Source organism: Shewanella khirikhana (assembly GCF_003957745.1).
GTDB classification, from domain to species: domain Bacteria; phylum Pseudomonadota; class Gammaproteobacteria; order Enterobacterales; family Shewanellaceae; genus Shewanella; species Shewanella khirikhana.
Map to the genome: position 1 here is coordinate 803,465 of NZ_CP020373.1, position 18,110 is coordinate 821,574.

Here is an 18,110-nt window from a genome sequence, read left to right on the forward strand (position 1 = left end):
ACTCGGCAAGTGATTGCCGACTATCTATAGAGGAATTTAACAATGGCAATTTCTGCTGCCCTGGTTAAAGAACTGCGCGAGCGCACTGGCGCCGGCATGATGGATTGTAAAAAAGCTCTGGAAGAGACCAACGGTGATATCGAGCTGGCTATCGATAACATGCGTAAGAGTGGTGCTGCCAAAGCTGCTAAGAAAGCCGGTAACATCGCTGCTGAAGGTACCATCCTGATCAAGCAGGGTGCTGGTTTCACTGCGCTGCTGGAAGTGAACTGTCAGACTGACTTCGTTGCCAAGGACTCTAACTTCCTGGCTTTCGCTAACGAAGTTCTGGACGTAGCTGCCGCCGGTAAAGTAACCGTTGAAGATCTGAAAGCTCAGTTCGAAGAAGCTCGTGTTGCTCTGGTTGCCAAAATCGGTGAAAACATCAACGTTCGTCGCGTTGAGTACATCGACGGTGCCAACGCTGCCTCTTACCGTCACGGCGACCGTATCGGTGTGGTTGTGACCGGTGAAGCTGACGAAGAAACTCTGAAGCACCTGGCCATGCACGTTGCGGCTTCCAAGCCTGAATACGTAAACCCTTCAGACGTTCCTGCTGAAGTGGTTGCCAAAGAGCGTGAAGTTCAGGTGGAAATCGCCATGAACGAAGGCAAGCCAAAAGACATCGCTGAGAAGATGGTTGAAGGCCGTATGAAGAAGTTCACCGGTGAAGTATCTCTGACCGGTCAGCCATTCATCATGGAGCCTAAGAAGACTGTTGGCGAATTCCTGAAAGAGAAAGGCGCTTCTGTTTCTAGCTTCATCCGCCTGGAAGTGGGTGAAGGTATCGAGAAGAAAGAAGAAGATTTCGCGGCCGAAGTGGCCAAGCAAATCGCTGCTTCTCAGAAGGCTTAATCGCCACTTAGGTAAGTACCCCAAGACCGCAGCAGCCGCTGCGGTCTTGTTATAACCAGGACAAAAATCATGAGCACCAATCCAAAACCTGCATTTCGTCGCATTCTTCTTAAGTTAAGTGGTGAGGCCCTGATGGGCTCAGAGGGCTTCGGTATCGATCCCAGCGTACTGGATCGTATGGCTCAGGAAATCAAGGAACTGGTGGAACTGGGTATCCAGGTTGGCGTAGTGATTGGCGGCGGTAACCTGTTCCGCGGTGAAGGTCTTGCCAAGGCGGGTATGAACCGCGTGGTGGGTGACCACATGGGTATGCTGGCGACTGTGATGAACGGCCTGGCGATGCGTGATGCTTTGCACCGTGCCTATGTGAATGCCCGTCTGATGTCTGCAATTCCCCTGAACGGTGTGTGTGACCGTTACAACTGGGCCGAAGCTATCAGCCTGCTCAAGTCCGGACGCGTGGTGATTTTTGCCGCCGGTACCGGTAATCCTTTCTGCACCACCGACTCGGCAGCCTGCCTGCGAGGCATTGAAATTGAAGCCGATGTCGTGTTAAAAGGCACCAAGGTTGACGGCGTCTATTCTGCCGACCCAATGAAAGATCCTGAGGCGAAGAAGTACGATGAACTGACCTACGCCGAGGTTCTGGACAAAGAATTGAAAGTGATGGATCTGTCGGCCTTTACCATGGCCCGTGACCATGACATGCCTATTCTGGTCTTCAACATGAACAAGCCCGGTGCCCTGCGCCGTGTTATCATGGGTGAAGAAGGTGAAGGCACCATCATCAAAAAATAAGTGACAAGTTTGAGTACAATTGGGGAGCTGCAGCATGCCTCAGCTTCCTTAATGACCGAAAAGGACATTTATCGTGATTGAAGATATCAAAAAAGACGCTCAGGAGCGCATGGGCAAGTGTGTTGAATCCACCAAGGCGCAAATGGCCAAAGTACGTACCGGCCGTGCTCACCCAAGCCTGCTGGATACCATCCATGTCAACTACTACGGTACTATGACCCCACTCAAGCAAGTGGCCAACGTCAGCATTGAAGATGCACGTACCCTGGCGGTAAACGTGTTTGACCGTAGTGCCATCCAGGCGGTTGAAAAGGCCATCATGAGCTCAGATCTGGGTCTGAACCCTATGTCTGCCGGTGCCACCATCCGCATCCCGCTGCCACCGCTGACCGAAGAGCGTCGTCGCGATCTGGTTAAGGTAGTTCGCGCCGAAGCCGAGCAGGGCCGCGTAGCCGTACGTAACGTACGCCGCGATGCCAACTCTCACTTCAAGCAGCTGGAAAAAGACAAAGAGTGCACCGAGGATGATGTACGTCGCAGCGAAGACGAAGTACAGAAAATCACCGATCAGCACATCAAAAAGATCGACGAAATCCTGGCTGCCAAAGAAGCGGAGTTGATGGAGGTCTAAGCCTCCGGACTCCACGCTAGAGTTAAGACGCCGTGTAGAGGTATACTACACGGCGTTTGTTTATTTATAGGGTTGTATATCGATGTCTTCCAACAGGGAAATTACCGCTGAACCGACCACAGAGTCTATGCCTCAAGAGGTCTCTGAACTGGTCAATCAGTCCCTGCCACGACATGTCGCAATCATCATGGACGGTAACGGCCGTTGGGCGCAGGCTCAGGGCAAACCCAGGGTGATGGGGCATAAGGCAGGGGTGAAGGCGGTGCGCCGCGCTGTAAGTACCGCGCGCCAGCTTGGCATCAAGTCTTTGACTCTATTTGCATTTTCAAGTGAGAACTGGCGCAGGCCAGATACCGAAGTCAGCCTGCTGATGGAACTGTTTTTCACAGTGCTGCGCCGTGAACTCAAGTTGCTCGACCAAAATGGGGTACGCCTGAACATCATTGGCGATACCAGCCGTTTCTCCGAGCGTCTGCAAAAGCAAATTCGCGATGCCGAGGCCAAAACGGCCAACAATACCGAGCTGGTGTTGAACGTGGCAGCCAACTACGGCGGCCGCTGGGATATACTTCAGGCAGCGAATCAGTTGGCACAAAAGCTCGCATCTGGTGAAATCGACAGCAGTCAGTTTACCGAAGAGGCATTAAGTCAGCATTTGTGCATGCAAAATCAAGGGGAAGTTGATTTAATGATCCGCACTGGTGGCGACTTCCGCATCAGCAACTTTGTGCTCTGGCAGGCGGCTTACGCTGAGTTGGTGTTTACTGACACCCTGTGGCCTGATTTCGACGAGCAGTGTTTTAAAGACGCCATCGCCCTGTTTGCGAGTCGTCAGCGCCGTTTCGGATTGACTGGAAGTCAAATCGAAGAAATGCGCGCCTGAGTTTTCTTTTACGAGGGACGTTTTTTGCTAAAACAACGAATAATAACAGCAATCTGGCTTATCCCGCTGGTTTTCGGTGCCATCTTTTATTTGCCGTCTGACTACTTTGCCTGGGCCTTGGTTGGGGTGTTTTTGATTGCCGCCAAAGAGTGGGGGCGGATTATCGACGCCGACTGTCAGATGACCCAGTGGAGCTTTACCATTACGCTCGCCATCCTCTTGGTTGCACTGAATATTCTGGTGCCCAGCGCGGAAGTGTGGAACACAGGACATCTGCATCCTATCTTCCTTGCTGTCACCTTGCTCGGTGGCCTCTGGTGGCTGATTGCCATGGGGTTGGTGGTGACCTATCCCAAGAGCGCCCGTCTGTGGCAGCGCAGTCATATGCTGAAATCCATGTTTGGTCAGCTCACCTTGCTGCCATGCTTTGTGTCTTTGGTGGCGCTTAAGTCACTGAGCACCGCCAGCGAGCCCTATTTTGGCGGTGCCCTGGTGTTTTTGGTGATGCTGGTGGTGTGGGCGGCCGATAGCGGGGCCTACTTTGCCGGTAAGGCGCTGGGACGCACCAAGCTTGCACCCAATGTCAGCCCTGCCAAAACCATCGAAGGTCTGGTGGGCGGGCTTATCACCACCATGATAGTGGTGGCCATTGTGATGACCCTGTCACCGCAACAGGAAATGGGACTGGTGATTGCTGTTACCCTGTTTACTGCGCTGGCGTCGGCCCTTGGCGATTTGTCCGAGAGTATGTTCAAGCGGGTTGCCAATATCAAAGATTCCGGCACCATTTTACCGGGTCACGGCGGCGTGCTTGACCGTATCGACAGTCTGACTGCGGCGCTGCCTGTGTTCACCCTTATCTACATCGCCTTTTGGATGTAAGCATGCAAAATCTGGTGATCCTGGGGGCCACGGGCTCCATTGGAAAAAGTACCCTCGATGTGATTAAGCGAAACCCCGGTGCGTACCGGGCTTTTGCCTTGGTGGCCGCCAGCAGCGTGGCCCGTATGCACGAGCTGTGCCTTGAGCATCGCCCCCGCTATGCCCACATGGTTGACCCGCAGGCAGCAGCCGAGCTGAAAGCGGGTTTACCGGCCGAGCTCAACATTGAAGTCAGTACCGGTGAAGCGGCGCTGCTTGGGCTGGTGTCGGCCGCCGAGGTCGACACTGTGATGGCCGCCATTGTGGGTGCCGCCGGTTTGGTGCCAACCCTGGCGGCGGTACGTGCCGGTAAGCGGGTACTCTTGGCCAACAAAGAAGCCCTGGTGATGTCCGGTGAGCTTTTTATCGAAGAAACCCGCAAGAGCGGCGCCACCTTGCTGCCTGTGGACAGCGAGCACAACGCCATCTTCCAGTGCCTGCCCGAACAGGCGCAGCGCGAAATAGGCCGCTGTGATTTATCGGCCGCCGGTATTTCCCATATTTTGCTGACTGGCTCAGGTGGCCCATTTTTAACATCACCGCTGGACTCCCTGGCCGCAATGACCCCGGCCCAGGCCTGCAAACACCCCAATTGGTCCATGGGCCCGAAAATCTCGGTGGACTCCGCCACCATGATGAACAAAGGGCTGGAATTTATTGAAGCCCGCTGGCTGTTCAATACCGCCAAAGATGAGCTTAAAGTGGTCATCCACCCGCAAAGCGTTATTCACTCGATGGTGCAGTACCGCGATGGCAGTGTGCTGGCACAGATGGGGAACCCCGACATGCGCACGCCCATCGCTCATGCAATGGCCTATCCAGAGCGAATTTCTGCCGGGGTGGAACCTTTGGACTTTTTCAAAGTCGGACACTTAAGTTTTTGCGAGCCAGACTTTGCCCGTTTTCCTTGCCTGAAACTGGCAATGGATGCCTGCCAGCAAGGGCAGGAAGCCACCACAGTGCTCAATGCCGCCAACGAGGTGGCTGTGGCGGCCTTTTTGAACGGTCAGATAGGTTTTACCGATATCGCTGTGATTAATGGCGAATGTCTGGGTAAGATAGCCAAAACTCATCTGGATTCACTGGATGCCATTCTGGCACTCGACAGTGAAGCCAGACGACTGGCAATGCAACTGGTGGCACGCCACTGATTTTAAGGACTTAATCGAAGGAGAACTATGTTCGACATCCTCTGGAATGCCGCATCCTTCATTGTGGCGCTGGGATTACTGATCACCGCCCACGAATATGGACATTTCTATATTGCCCGTCGCTGTGGCGTGAAAGTGGAGCGATTCTCTATCGGTTTTGGCAAGCCGCTTTGGCGACGCCAGGGGGCAGATGGCACCGAGTATGTCATCGCCATGATCCCCCTGGGTGGCTATGTGAAGATGCTCGACGAGCGGGTTGACGAGGTCCCCGCTGCACTGGCAAATCAAGCCTTTAACCGCAAATCCGTGTGGCAGCGCATTGCCATTGTGGCCGCAGGCCCTATCGCCAACTTCATTTTTGCGGTATTCGCGCTCTACATCATGTACCTGATTGGTGTGCCTTCGGTTAAACCGGTTATCAACAGCACCCAGGCAGATTCTCCCGCCGCTGTTATCAATGTTAAGGAACCGATGCAAATCCTTGCTGTCTCAGGACAGAAGGTACGCAATTGGGAAGAAGTGAATCTGGCTCTGGTCGGTCACATTGGTGACGACAGCCTGAGCCTGACACTGGCCCCCTTAAATCGCCTTGAAGGCCAAACCGCTGACGAGCGCACCTTTACCCTGGATACCCGCAACTGGCGCTTCGACCCTGAAAAAGAGTCAGCCATCGGCACGTTGGGACTGGGCATGCTGCGGCCGCAAATTTTGCCTGTGGTGGCTCAGGTCTCCAAAGACAGCGCCGCTGAAGCAGCTGGTGTGCAGGTGGGTGATGAAATCGTCGGTATCGACGGGGTGAGTTACGCTGGCTGGGAGTGGTTTGTTACCACTATCCAAAGCTCGGCCGACAAATCGATTCAGCTCACCATTAAACGCAATGGCGAGCAGAAGGTACTGACCGCCACCCCAAGGCCCGGCAAAGGCGCCGACGGCAAAACTGTCGGTTTGATAGGCATAGTGCCCCAGGCCAGCGAGCTGCCTGAGTCAATGCGTATTCAGCTGCAGTATGGCGTGATAGACTCCTTGGCGGTTGCGGCCGATAAGACCTGGCAGCTGGTGGTGGTCAGCGTCAAGATGATCGGAAAACTCTTTACCGGCGATGTGTCGGTGAAGAATCTGAGCGGACCCATTTCCATCGCTCAGGGCGCCGGCAACAGCGCCAACTTCGGCTTGGTGTACTTTTTGGGATTTTTGGCTCTTATCAGTGTGAACCTGGGCATCATTAACCTGCTGCCTTTACCCGTACTCGATGGGGGCCATTTGCTGTATTACTTTGTGGAAGTGATCACCGGGAAGCCTGTACCTGAAAAGGTGCAGGAAATAGGATTCAGATTTGGGGCAGCGCTGCTGCTAATGTTGATGAGTATCGCCCTTTTCAATGATTTTGCCCGACTCTGAGCAAGGACAGACAAATAATCAGAAGTGCTCTATGAGATTGAATAAACTTTTTGCCTCTATGATGCTCCTCGGCGCATCGTATTCAGGGACCGGCCTGGCAGACACCTTTACGCCATTTACAGTCACCGACATTCAAGTAGAAGGTTTGCAGCGTGTAGCACTGGGTGCCGCCTTGCTCAGCCTTCCCATCAAGGTGGGTGACCGGGTTGACCAACTCAAGCTGCAACAGGCTATCAAGAGCCTGTATGCCACCACCAACTTCGACACCGTCTCGGTCAGTAATGACAACGGGGTGTTGGTTGTCTCGGTAAAAGAGCGTCCCACCATCAGTGAGGTGACCTTCGAAGGCAACAAGGACATCAAAGACGAACAGCTGCAGGAAAGCCTGGATGGCAGTGGCGTGAAGGTGGGCGAAGCCCTCGATCGCACCATGTTGTCAGGTATCGAAAAAGGCCTGCAGGACTTCTACTACGGCGTGGGTAAATACGGCGCCAAGGTTGAAGCCCAGGTGATTAACCTGCCCCGTAACCGGGTTGAACTGAAGTTCAAATTTACCGAAGGTCTGGCGGCAGAAATTCGTCAGATCAATATCGTGGGTAACAGCCAGTATTCTGACGCCGAACTGATTGGCATGTTGGAGCTGAAAGATTACGTGGCCTGGTGGGATCTGTTCGGTGAGCGTCGCTACCAGAAGCAAAAGCTGCAGGCTGACCTTGAAACCATCAAGACCCACTATCACAACAACGGTTTTATCCGCTTTGAAGTGACCTCTACCCAGGTGGCGATGACCCCGGACCGCAAGGGCTTGTACATCACCATCAACGTGGATGAGGGCGAGCAGTATAAGGTGAAGGACGTTAACCTTACCGGCGACCTGATGGGCCGCGAAGAGCTGATGCGCGCTATTCTGCCTATCAAGGCCGGCGATCAGTACAACGGTGCCGACGTGACCTTTACCGAAGAAATGTACTCCAAGTACCTGGGCCGCTTCGGTTACGCCTATCCTGAGGTGAAGACCTTCCCGGAAATCGATGACGAGAACAAAGAGGTTACCCTCAATGTGAACGTTAAGCCCGGTAAGCGTGTGTATGTACGTTCCATCAACTTCACCGGTAACACAGTGACCAAGGATGAAGTGCTGCGCCGCGAGCTGCGTCAGATGGAAGGTGCCTGGCTTAACTCCGCCAACGTGGAGCTGTCGAAAAACCGTCTCAACCGTCTGGGCTTCTTTGAAACCGTCGACACTGAAACCGTACAGGTGCCCGGCACCGACGATCTGGTGGATGTGGCCTTCAAGGTGAAAGAGCAGCCATCAGGCTCCTTTAACGCCGGTATCGGCTACGGTACCGAGTCGGGGATCAGCCTGCAGTTTGGTGTGCAGCAGAGCAACTTCCTGGGAACTGGTAATCAGGCGGGTATTAACGTCAATACCAACAAGTACTCCAAGAACGTGAGTCTGTCGTACTCCGACCCTTACTTCACCAAAGACGGTGTAAGCCTGGGTGGTAACATCTACTGGAACGAGTTTGACGCCAACGAGGCTAACCTCGAGCGCTATAAGAACAGTTCCTACGGTGTGGCGCTGAGCAGCGGCTTCCCTATCAACGAATACAACCGTATCAACGGTGGTATTGGTTTCCGTCACAACACTATTTCGGAAATTTCGGCTTACGAACAGGCACTGCGTTTCTACAACATCTACCGTGATGCTGACGATCCGAACGCTGACTTGAGCTTTAACAACTTCGAGCTGAACGCCGGTTGGTACAGAAGTACCTTGAACCGCGGCACCTTCCCAACTGATGGCTCCAGCCAACGTCTGTCGGGTAAGATGTCGACGCCAGGTTCGGATCTGCAGTACTTCAAGACCGACTTTGATACCAGCTTCTACTTTCCTATTACCCGCAGCCACAACTTTGTGGTGCTGACCCGCGCCCGTCTGGGTTACGGTAATGGCTACGGTGATTTCAACGGCAACGACCAAATCCTGCCGTTCTGGGAAAACTACTACTCGGGCGGCTCCAGCAGCCTGCGTGGCTTCAAGTCCAACTCGGTCGGCCCACGTTCCTTCTACGTGGTGCGTGGCAGCGAGCCTTGCTCGCCTGACCCAAGCGGCGACGGCTGTGGTTTGCCGGGCGATCCTAACCAAATTCAGGTGAGCCAGGGCCGCTCCATCGGTGGTAACGCCGTGGCCACTGCCAGCCTCGAGCTGATTGTGCCAACGCCGTTCCTGGATGAAGCCTACAGCAACTCAGTTCGTACCAGCTTCTTCGTAGATGCCGGTAACGTTTGGGATACCGAGTTCGATTACGACAAATATCGCACCCTGCCAGCAGAGGAATTTGCCAAGCTGGAAGACTATAGCGATCCAAGCCGTATCCGTGCCTCCTGGGGTATGAGCGTACAGTGGTTGTCACCCATGGGGCCCATGGTATTCAGCCTCGCCTGGCCAATTAAGGAATACGAAGACGACGAAACTGAGATCTTCTCCTTCAATATTGGCAAAACATTCTAAAACACATACACTCGGCGACGATTGTGAAAAAACACCACAACAAGGAGTTTATTTTGAACAAGATGCTTAACCGTGCCCTGATGACACTGATGTTGATTGGCGCCCCGCTGGCCGCCAACGCTGAAAAACTGGCGGTAGTGGACATGGGTGCCGTGTTTGAACAACTGCCTCAGCGCGAAGCCATTGGCAAGGCGCTGGAGAAAGAGTTCGGCGATCGTGAAGCCGAAGTGAAAAAGCTGCAGGGCGAGCTGCGCAGCCTGATGGAAAAGAACCAACGTGATGCAGCCCTGATGAGCGAAGCTCAGAAGACCGAAGCTGTGCGCAAGATGGAATCCCTGCAGGCCGATCTGCAACTGAAAGGTAAGGCCCTGCAAGAAGACGTACGTCGTCGTCAGGCCGAAGAGCAAAACAAGATTTTGGTTAAAGTTCAGCAGGTTATCAAAGATATCGCTGAAAAAGAGAAAATCGACATGGTACTGCAAAGCGGCGCCGTGGTATTTGCCAAGCCTCAGACTGATATCAGCAGCAAGGTTGTAGAAGCGCTGAGCAAGGCCAAGTAATAGATGAAGATTGTGACCCTTGGCCAATTGGCAGAACTCTTGGGGGCAGAAGTCAAAGGTGATGCCGCGCTGGAAATCCATGCCGTGGCCACCCTTGAAGATGCCCGCGAAGGCCAAATCAGTTTTCTGGCCAACTCCAAGTACCGCGCTCAGCTGGAAGGAACCAAAGCGAGCGCCGTATTGCTGTCAGCCAAAGATGCCGACAGCTTTGATGGCAATGCCCTGATCCTTAAAGACCCCTACGTGGGCTTTGCCAGGGTTGCACAACTTCTCGATACAACGCCCAAAGCCGCCGAAGGCATTCATCCTTCGGCGCAAATTGACCCCTCCGCCCGATTGGGTGAAGGGGTTGCTATTGGCGCCAATGCCGTGATTGGTGCCAATGTAATTTTGGGTGACAAGGTGCAGATTGGTGCCGGCAGTGTGGTGGGGCAGGACTCCATCATTGGTTCGGGAACCCGTTTGTGGGCCAATGTTACCCTGTATCACGATGTACATCTGGGAATGGATTGCATAGTGCATTCCGGCGCCGTGATTGGCTCAGATGGTTTTGGCTACGCCAACGAGCGTGGCACCTGGGTTAAAATCCCTCAGACAGGCGGCGTGCGCATTGGCAACAATGTGGAAATTGGCGCCAGTACCACCATAGACCGCGGTGCCCTGTCCCATACCGAAATTCATGATGGCGTGATCCTGGACAATCAGGTGCAGATCGCCCACAACGATATTATTGGTGCCCATACCGCCATTGCGGGCAGCACCACCATTGCCGGCAGTGTGACTATCGGCAAATACTGTATCATTGGTGGTAACAGCGCCGTCGCTGGCCACCTGACCATTGCCGATGGCACCCATGTCAGCGGTGGCACCAATGTGACCAGCGTGATCCGTGAGCCAGGCGTGTATTCGTCCGCCACAGTCGCCATGGAAAACAAGCTGTGGCGCCGTAATACCGTGCGCTTCCGGCAATTGGATGAGCTGTTCCAGCGCGTGAAGGTGCTGGAAGGCAAACTCAAAGAAGAAGAGTAAACGCAGTAGCAAATGCGCTTAGGCGCATCCTGAGGAACCAACCTGTGTCGAATCAATTGAACACCATGGATATCAAGGAGATCCTTAAGTATCTTCCCCACAGATATCCGTTTCTGCTCATTGACCGTGTGCTGGATTACACCCCCGGTGAAACCCTGCACGCAATTAAAAATGTGACCATTAACGAGCCATTCTTTGTGGGTCACTTCCCGGTCGCTCCGGTCATGCCCGGCGTGCTTATTCTGGAAGCCATGGCGCAGGCCACGGGTCTGCTGGCATTCAAAACCATGAGCAGCGAGCCATCTCCGGATGTGCTTTACTACTTTGCAGGCATCGATAATGCCCGCTTCAAGCGCGTGGTAGAGCCAGGTGACCAGTTGCATTTTGAAGTAAAAATGATCAAAGAGCGCCGCGGGATTGGCGTATTCTACGGTGAGGCCAAAGTGGATGGTGAGTTGGTTTGCAGCGCAGAAATCATGTGTGCCCGCAGAGAGATTAGCAAGTGATCAGTGAATTAGCCTTCGTCCATCCCGACGCCAAAATCGGGAACAATGTCAGCATCGGCCCCTGGACCTACATAGGTGCAGGCGTAGAAATCGGTGATGACAACATCATTCACTCCCACGTGGTAGTGAAGGGCCCGACCGTGATAGGTAAGGGCAACCGGATCTTCCAATTTGCCTCAGTGGGCGAAGACTGCCAGGACAAGAAGTACGCCGGTGAGCCAACCAGGCTGATTATTGGCGACAACAACATCATCCGCGAAAACGTGACCATGCACCGTGGCACCATTCAGGACAACAGCGAAACCCGCATCGGCTCAAACAACCTGTTTATGGCCTATGTGCACATCGCCCATGACTGTGTGGTTGGCAACAATGTGATTATGGCCAACAACGCCTCCATCGCCGGCCACGTACACGTGGGCGACTGGGCGATTCTGGGTGGCATGACCGGCGTGCATCAGTTTGTGCATATCGGTGCCCATGCCTTTACCGCTGGTGCTTCGCTTATTCTGCAGGATGTGCCACCGTTCGTGATGGCCGCCGGCCAGCCTGCGATTCCCCGTGGTTTAAACAGCGAAGGCATGAAGCGTCGCGGTTTCTCCAAAGAAGCCCAGCTCGCTGTGCGCCGCGCCTACAAGACCCTTTATCGCAATAACCTCACTGTGGAAGAGGCCACCGCGGCCCTGGCAGAGGAATCCGCTGCCATCCCCGAGGTGAAGATGATGATGGACTTTGTAGCGAACTCTGGCCGGGGTATTATCCGCGGCTAAGAGTAGCTAATTTTATCCCGTTGACAGGAACGCCATGAGCCAGTCCAAGCAACGTATATTTGCCATTGTCGCCGGAGAACTCTCCGGCGATATTTTAGGTGCCGGTTTAATCAAGGCACTGAAGACCCGTCACCCCGACGCACGCTTTATCGGGATCGGCGGCCCGCGTATGGAAGCCCTCGGCTTCGAGTCCCTGTTTGCCATGGAAGAGCTGGCGGTGATGGGCATAGTCGAAGTGTTGTCACGGCTGCCAAGGCTGTTAAAGGTACGCTCGACGCTGGTGAAAGAGATAACTGCTCTCAAGCCAGACTGTTTTATCGGTATCGATGCCCCGGACTTTAACATAGGGCTCGAGCTGAAGCTGAAGCAAAAGGGCATTAAAACCGTACACTATGTCAGCCCCTCCGTGTGGGCCTGGCGACCAAAGCGCATCTTCAAAATCGCCAAAGCCACCAATATGGTGCTGTCCTTGCTGCCGTTTGAAAAAGCCTTCTACGACCAGCATCAGGTGCCCTGTACTTTCGTGGGGCATACCCTGGCCGATGATATTCCGCTGGAGCTCAGTAAAACGGAAGCCCGTGAAACCCTGGGGCTGGATAAGGACGCCGAGTATCTGGCAATACTGCCAGGCAGCCGTGGTGGTGAGCTCAAGATGCTCAGCGAACCCTTTATCAAGGCCGCTGTTGCCATCAAAGAAGCGCTGCCCGATGTCCGCTTTATCACCCCGTTGGTCAATGAAAAGCGCCGTGAGCAGTTTCTTGCGGCCCTTGAGGCCCATGCCCCAGAACTGGAAATTCAGCTCTTCGACGGCCATAGCCGTGAGCTGATGGCAGCCAGCGACGGCATCTTGCTGGCGTCAGGCACCGCGACCCTCGAAGCCATGTTGGTGAAGCGTCCTATGGTGGTGGCCTACCGGGTGGCGCCGCTGACCTACAGCATTGCCAGCCGGATGATGCTGATTAAACGCTATTCGCTGCCTAACTTGCTTTCCGGCAAGGATCTGGTGCCTGAGCTGATTCAGGAAGATTGCACCCCCGAGAAGATTGCCGATGCGGTTATCAAGATGATGAACAGCGATAACAGGGCGCTTATCGGCGAATTCACCGCCTTGCACCACAGCCTGCGTCAAAACGCCAGCGAACGCGCAGCCGATGCGGTGGATGCGCTGATTGGCAGTTCGGTTTGATTAGCTATTCGGTTTAAGGAGCGACGATGGCGGTATATAAAAACCTGACAGCCGAGGCTGCGGCGGCGCTGGAAGCCGAGACCCAGTTTGGTCTGGTGGCCGGGGTCGATGAAGTGGGCCGTGGGCCACTGGTTGGCGATGTGGTGACGGCTGCGGTTATTCTGGACCCAGCCAACCCCATTGCCGGGCTGAATGACTCCAAAAAGCTGAGTGAGAAAAAACGCGAAGCCCTTTACCCTGAGATCATGGCAAAGGCGCTTGCGGTGTCCATCGGCCGCGCCAGTCCGCGGGAAATCGATGAGCTCAATATCCTCCACGCGACCATGCTGGCAATGCAGCGTGCCGTGGCCGGTCTTGCCATCAAGCCCGGCAGGGTGTTGGTTGACGGTAACCGCACCCCGGACTTTGGCGTTCAGGCCGATGCGGTTGTGAAGGGCGATGGTCTCATCGCAGCCATCAGCGCTGCCTCCGTGGTTGCCAAGATAACCCGTGACCGTGAGATGGCGCAGCTTGATGCCAAACATCCACAGTTCGGATTTGCTGCCCACAAGGGTTATCCCACCAAGGCGCACTTCGAGGCGCTCGATGCCCACGGCGTATTGCCCGAACACAGACGCAGCTTTCGCCCGGTGCGCGAGTGGCTTGAAGCCAACGGCGGCGACTGATTGGCATAACCGGGAATACTGAAAATACAAATAAAGGCAGCTCAGGCTGCCTTTATTTTTACGTGCCCAGCCAGTTTCTTTTTCCCAGCCAGTTCCTGTTCCCTGGCAGCTTTTTTGCACCTGCTTTTCAGTATTCAGCTTGTTGCCGATATTTGCTGCCTCCTGATTGCAGGGCGGATATTTGGTCGTCAGTATTGGGATTAAATAGATGATATCGACACTGATAAATTAAGCGGCGGCCATCCTGTTTGCTGGCGACTTTTTAATCTTGCTTCAAACGGCACATCTCTTTAGAGTAGTCATTCAGAAATTTAAGGAAGAGCGCCAATAAGGAAATTCATTGTGGCAGGTAGGTCCCTTTCTCGCCTCAGTCGTTTCTTATCTCTTGTTGTCGATACTTCGTATATTCAGCAGGGCTTTATTGCAAAGATAAGGTTAACCGATTGTCTTTAAGGATAATTTTTCACTTAATCTACGGGATGCTTGTTTGCCTTGCACCTGCCAGTGCTCGTGCAGCTTTAGCCCAAGCAATCTGAGCCCAAGCTCAGCCACTGCCGAAACCGCAGTGTTATTTTGATGATTATTTAGCAGAACGGAATCGCTATGTCAGAAAGCCATTATCGCTACAGATTCTTTTTCCCCACTAATCGGCAAGCCCATGCAGTACGGGCTCGCATTGCGGATTTGAATGATTATGAAGCCGTGGCCAAACAGTTGGGTTTTTTATCCTGTTTGGAGGAAAGAGAATATCTGGACGCTGTCACCCTGAGCTCTGAATATTGTGAACTTGCGATTTCTGCCAGTGCCTCTTCCGATTTGAATCACAGACTAATTCGAGCCTCCAAAGAAATTGGCAGCGAATTTTGTATTGTCGATATGTTTAATAGCCAGGTGGGCGAATCGGACCGGCTTTATTTACTGCGTGGTCAGGAGGTAGATGCCGGCACCCGTGAGGAGCTTATCCAGCGATATGAGCCCTTGTTACCTGCCGCGACTGCAGCGGAAACCGGTGACACTGAGGCGCTTGGCGCGCTGCTTAACAGCGGCCTGAATGCTTCACTGCGGTTTGACGAGCGCAGCCTGCTCGAAATTGCCATGGAGAACCGCCAGAGTGAGGCATTTAAGCTGCTACTGGCGCATGGCGCCGATGCCAATGCGGCCGCCAGCAGTGGTGAGCCCCTGCTGCTGTACGCCGCCAAACAGCTCGAGCCGGGTGATAGCCTGTTTGCCCTGCTGCTGGTAAAACATGGCGCCGACATTTCTGCCATCGACAAAAGTGGTGGCTCAGTGCTTTGGTATATGGGGCGACTTAACCGTGAGCTGCATCAGCTGCTTGCCAGGCGCGGCGCTGTGCTCAGTCGTCCAGACAGTGTTTATCTGCACCAGGCTCCCGTCGATGCACTGGCAATCGCCTGCGAGTATTTTGATAAAGCCAATATCGTCAGTTTCTTCAAACAGGCCGTTACACATCGTGAAAGCTGGCTGGATATCGCCATCAATGCGCTGCGATACGATGTGCCTGGGTTAGTCACTACCCTGATTAAAAACGGTTTTTTGGCGGGTGAAGTCGAGCCCAATACCTTTGCCAATTTGTTTGATGCGGCCTTATCGGCGCCAACCGGCCAGAGCTTCTTGTTTGTGTTTAATCTTGCCCGTGAAAAAGGACACGACTGCGGCACAGAGGCCGAAAACTACCTTTACCAACTGGCGGATAAACCCGCCGCTGCTGCCGCCATCGATGTGCTGCTCGGCCATTATCCCGATGCGGTCACCGCTTCTGAGCTTGGCTGTGCCATCTACGCTCGCAAGGCCGATAACCTCGCAGCCATGTTAAAGCACAAGGCGCCGTTCGATGCATTTGCCGCTGACTATGAATGCAGCATTCTGGCGTATTATCTGGATGATCTCGATGTAGCCTGCACCCGGGCACTGCTAGATGCTGGGCTGGATCTTGCAGCAGATGAAGATGGCGAAACCCTGCTCGAATACTGTCTGAACCGCAGTGATTGCTCAACGCCGGTCAAGCGTCTGTTGGCTGGTTATGCCAAAGACTTGCCGGTAGAAAAGCGGCTGTCTATCTATATGACCAGCGGTGACTATGGGGCGTTCAAGCGTGCCTGGCCAGAGTTCAAAGTAAATGGCGACCCGGCGACGCTGCTGCTGGCAGCTGCAAGGGGAGGTCCTGAGTTTGTTCGCTTTTTACTGGGCCAGATCACTGAGCTTGCCGCGAAAACTGAACTGCTGAATTCGGCGCTGGGGCAGGCTCTCCTTGCCGGAGAGGCCGAGAGTGCCGCGCTGTTATTGGCCGCTGGCGCCGATGCCAACGCCTTGCTCACCGCATCGGTCAATTCCACAGGCCAGGCGGCCGCGGTTGCGGACGATGAACACGAAGCAGAGCATGACGATGAGGATGAAGATGACGAAGAGGAGGAAGCTGAGGGCAGCGCCGCACTGCTTCGCCTGTTCGGCTTTGAGGATTCAGCAGCGGACGCCTTGCTCAAACAGCGCGACCAGGCACAAAAACTGGCAGCAGATGCCAGCTGTTTAATGTACTGCGCCAGCCAGGGCGAGCTGAGCCTCTGCCGGCTGTTAATCAAACACGGCGCGGCTATCTGGCAGCGGGATGCCGGCAAAAAGGATGCGCTCATGTATGCCATTGTGCAGGGGCAGAATACCTGCGCTGATTTCTTCATTGGTCAACCAGATTTTGCAGCGCAGGGCGAAGACGCTCACGGCCGCTATCTGTATTTTGCCGCTCTGGTGTCGAATGTCTACGCCATTAAGGCCCTGCTAAAGGCCGGTGTGAGCGCTGATGCTGAGCACCCTGACGAAGACACCATGCCCTTGTTGCTGGCAACCATTGGCAGTGGAGATGCCGGTAATACCGCCGCCATGGATGCGCTGCTGGCGGCCAATGCGCACACAGGCTTTGTTGATAAAGACGGTAAAACGCCGCTTATCCATGCCTGTATGGCTGCGGATCAGCCCGCAATCAAGGCGTTGTTGGCGGTAGGGGGCTTTCCCTCTCACGTCGATATGGAAGGCAACTGCGCCTTTGATTATTTCAGCGCCCATAGCATTGAGGCAGAACAGTTTTCCCTTGATGAGTTAAAACCCCGGCAAAAGTTCATTGGCATCAAAAAGTGGCTGATTCGCAGCCGTCCACTGCTGATTAAAGTGATTATCCCTGCGTACCTGGTGTTCTCTATTGTGGCGATATTCAGCGAAACTCTGGCGACCTGGGGGCTGTCCCTAGTTGCTGCGCTGCTGCTGTTCAAGCTGGTACGCGGTTTAATGGCGGCCAGAAAGACACAAGAGGCGCAGCCTAAAGGGCTTGAGCTCGCGCTATCCGCTATTACCAAGACGGTTGCTCACAACGAAAAGAAGCAGGCTAAAAATCAAGCCATTATCAATTCATGGAATGACTGAGACAGAATACTGAGGGAGAGAACATGCTTTTTGGAATGAGTTGGTGGGCATCGATTTTCGTGCTGGCGGCATTGGTTATTATCGCCTACGAAATCAAGGCGCAGACATCCCACGAAGGACTTGAGGAAGAGACCACCTCGGATTTTCTGCTGTTTGTTGGGCGGCAGCTTTATTTTGTCGCCCTGATGTTGCTTGCGGTGTTGAGCTACCAGGACAGCAGTCATCCTTTGGTGTACTGGCCCCTTGTTATCGCAGCTCTTTGTACCTTGCCGGTTGGTATTGGGTTTACCCTGGAGCAGGTGATCCAATTCGTTAAAAATCCCAAGGGGAAAGATGAGGACGATGGCGAGGAAACCGGCTTATTGTTTAACACCCTGGGTCATCTGATCCCCATTAGCTTTTATGTGGTTGGTATCAAACTGGCGCTTTCGGCGACCGAGCCCCTGTGGCGCCCATATGTGCCCGCATAAAGAGTTTGGGCTAGCCGATGCCGGTTAAACCGTTTCATATCAGCCGCATTCATACTGACGCCGGGATTTTCCGCTTGAGCGGTGAAATGGACACAAGTGCACCTGAGCACATTTGTGTCAGCGAAGCCGATTTTATGAGTACCGATGGCTGGCGCGCGTTGGATTTGCACTCCGACGCTGCCAAAGCGCTGCTGGCGCGAATAATGCCTTTGCTTGTGGCTCATCTCAGGGCGACCTGAGCGCCGGCGCAGCCCTTGTGTAAACTGTGCAAAAACGCCGCTTCTCAGGCGGCGTTTCTCAGTAA

General features: G+C 54.0%; 17 protein-coding genes. All 17 read left to right on the forward strand.

Going from position 1 to position 18,110, the window contains the following annotated elements:
- The first annotated feature begins 42 nt into the window (after positions 1–42).
- Entirely contained in the window at positions 43–894 is an 852-nt protein-coding gene (gene tsf / locus STH12_RS03450) for a translation elongation factor Ts (RefSeq protein WP_126166268.1), read from the forward strand.
- 69 nt (positions 895–963) lie between these two features.
- Complete coding sequence (gene pyrH, locus STH12_RS03455; protein WP_126166269.1) at positions 964–1,692, forward strand: UMP kinase; 729 nt, start codon at positions 964–966, stop codon at positions 1,690–1,692.
- 73 nt (positions 1,693–1,765) lie between these two features.
- Positions 1,766–2,323 (forward strand): ribosome recycling factor, encoded by a 558-nt coding sequence (frr, locus tag STH12_RS03460; protein ID WP_126166270.1) that lies wholly within the window; start codon positions 1,766–1,768, stop codon positions 2,321–2,323.
- Between the two features lie 82 nt (positions 2,324–2,405).
- Positions 2,406–3,206: a polyprenyl diphosphate synthase gene (uppS, locus tag STH12_RS03465; RefSeq protein WP_126166271.1), complete on the forward strand. Its 801-nt coding sequence runs from the start codon at positions 2,406–2,408 to the stop codon at positions 3,204–3,206.
- Between the two features lie 24 nt (positions 3,207–3,230).
- Positions 3,231–4,088, forward strand: a complete 858-nt coding sequence (locus STH12_RS03470) for a phosphatidate cytidylyltransferase (protein WP_126166272.1) — start codon at positions 3,231–3,233, stop codon at positions 4,086–4,088.
- 2 nt (positions 4,089–4,090) lie between these two features.
- Positions 4,091–5,278, forward strand: a complete 1,188-nt coding sequence (ispC, locus tag STH12_RS03475) for a 1-deoxy-D-xylulose-5-phosphate reductoisomerase (RefSeq protein WP_126166273.1) — start codon at positions 4,091–4,093, stop codon at positions 5,276–5,278.
- 27 nt (positions 5,279–5,305) lie between these two features.
- Complete coding sequence (gene rseP, locus STH12_RS03480; RefSeq protein WP_126166274.1) at positions 5,306–6,676, forward strand: sigma E protease regulator RseP; 1,371 nt, start codon at positions 5,306–5,308, stop codon at positions 6,674–6,676.
- Between the two features lie 31 nt (positions 6,677–6,707).
- Entirely contained in the window at positions 6,708–9,191 is a 2,484-nt protein-coding gene (bamA, locus tag STH12_RS03485; RefSeq protein ID WP_126166275.1) for an outer membrane protein assembly factor BamA, read from the forward strand.
- Positions 9,192–9,253: 62 nt separating this feature from the next.
- Positions 9,254–9,751 (forward strand): OmpH/Skp family outer membrane protein, encoded by a 498-nt coding sequence (locus tag STH12_RS03490; RefSeq protein WP_126169401.1) that lies wholly within the window; start codon positions 9,254–9,256, stop codon positions 9,749–9,751.
- A gap of 3 nt (positions 9,752–9,754) precedes the next feature.
- Positions 9,755–10,780 (forward strand): UDP-3-O-(3-hydroxymyristoyl)glucosamine N-acyltransferase, encoded by a 1,026-nt coding sequence (lpxD, locus tag STH12_RS03495; RefSeq protein ID WP_126166276.1) that lies wholly within the window; start codon positions 9,755–9,757, stop codon positions 10,778–10,780.
- Between the two features lie 44 nt (positions 10,781–10,824).
- Positions 10,825–11,286 carry a 3-hydroxyacyl-ACP dehydratase FabZ gene (gene fabZ, locus STH12_RS03500; RefSeq protein ID WP_126166277.1) on the forward strand — a complete coding sequence of 154 codons (462 nt, stop codon included), beginning with the start codon at positions 10,825–10,827 and terminating at the stop codon, positions 11,284–11,286.
- The gene (gene lpxA / locus STH12_RS03505; protein WP_126166278.1) at positions 11,283–12,056 is read left to right on the forward strand and encodes an acyl-ACP--UDP-N-acetylglucosamine O-acyltransferase; all 774 of its coding nucleotides are present in this window, start codon (positions 11,283–11,285) and stop codon (positions 12,054–12,056) included. The genes fabZ and lpxA overlap by 4 nt, the downstream gene beginning before the upstream one ends.
- A gap of 34 nt (positions 12,057–12,090) precedes the next feature.
- Entirely contained in the window at positions 12,091–13,242 is a 1,152-nt protein-coding gene (gene lpxB, locus STH12_RS03510; RefSeq protein ID WP_126166279.1) for a lipid-A-disaccharide synthase, read from the forward strand.
- A gap of 26 nt (positions 13,243–13,268) precedes the next feature.
- Positions 13,269–13,907 carry a ribonuclease HII gene (gene rnhB / locus STH12_RS03515; protein ID WP_126166280.1) on the forward strand — a complete coding sequence of 213 codons (639 nt, stop codon included), beginning with the start codon at positions 13,269–13,271 and terminating at the stop codon, positions 13,905–13,907.
- 603 nt (positions 13,908–14,510) lie between these two features.
- Positions 14,511–17,336 carry an ankyrin repeat domain-containing protein gene (locus tag STH12_RS03520; RefSeq protein ID WP_126166281.1) on the forward strand — a complete coding sequence of 942 codons (2,826 nt, stop codon included), beginning with the start codon at positions 14,511–14,513 and terminating at the stop codon, positions 17,334–17,336.
- 23 nt (positions 17,337–17,359) lie between these two features.
- Positions 17,360–17,806, forward strand: a complete 447-nt coding sequence (locus STH12_RS03525; protein WP_126166282.1) for a hypothetical protein — start codon at positions 17,360–17,362, stop codon at positions 17,804–17,806.
- An 86-nt stretch (positions 17,807–17,892) separates the two neighbouring features.
- Entirely contained in the window at positions 17,893–18,045 is a 153-nt protein-coding gene (locus STH12_RS21405; protein ID WP_164551135.1) for a hypothetical protein, read from the forward strand.
- Positions 18,046–18,110 lie beyond the last annotated feature (65 nt).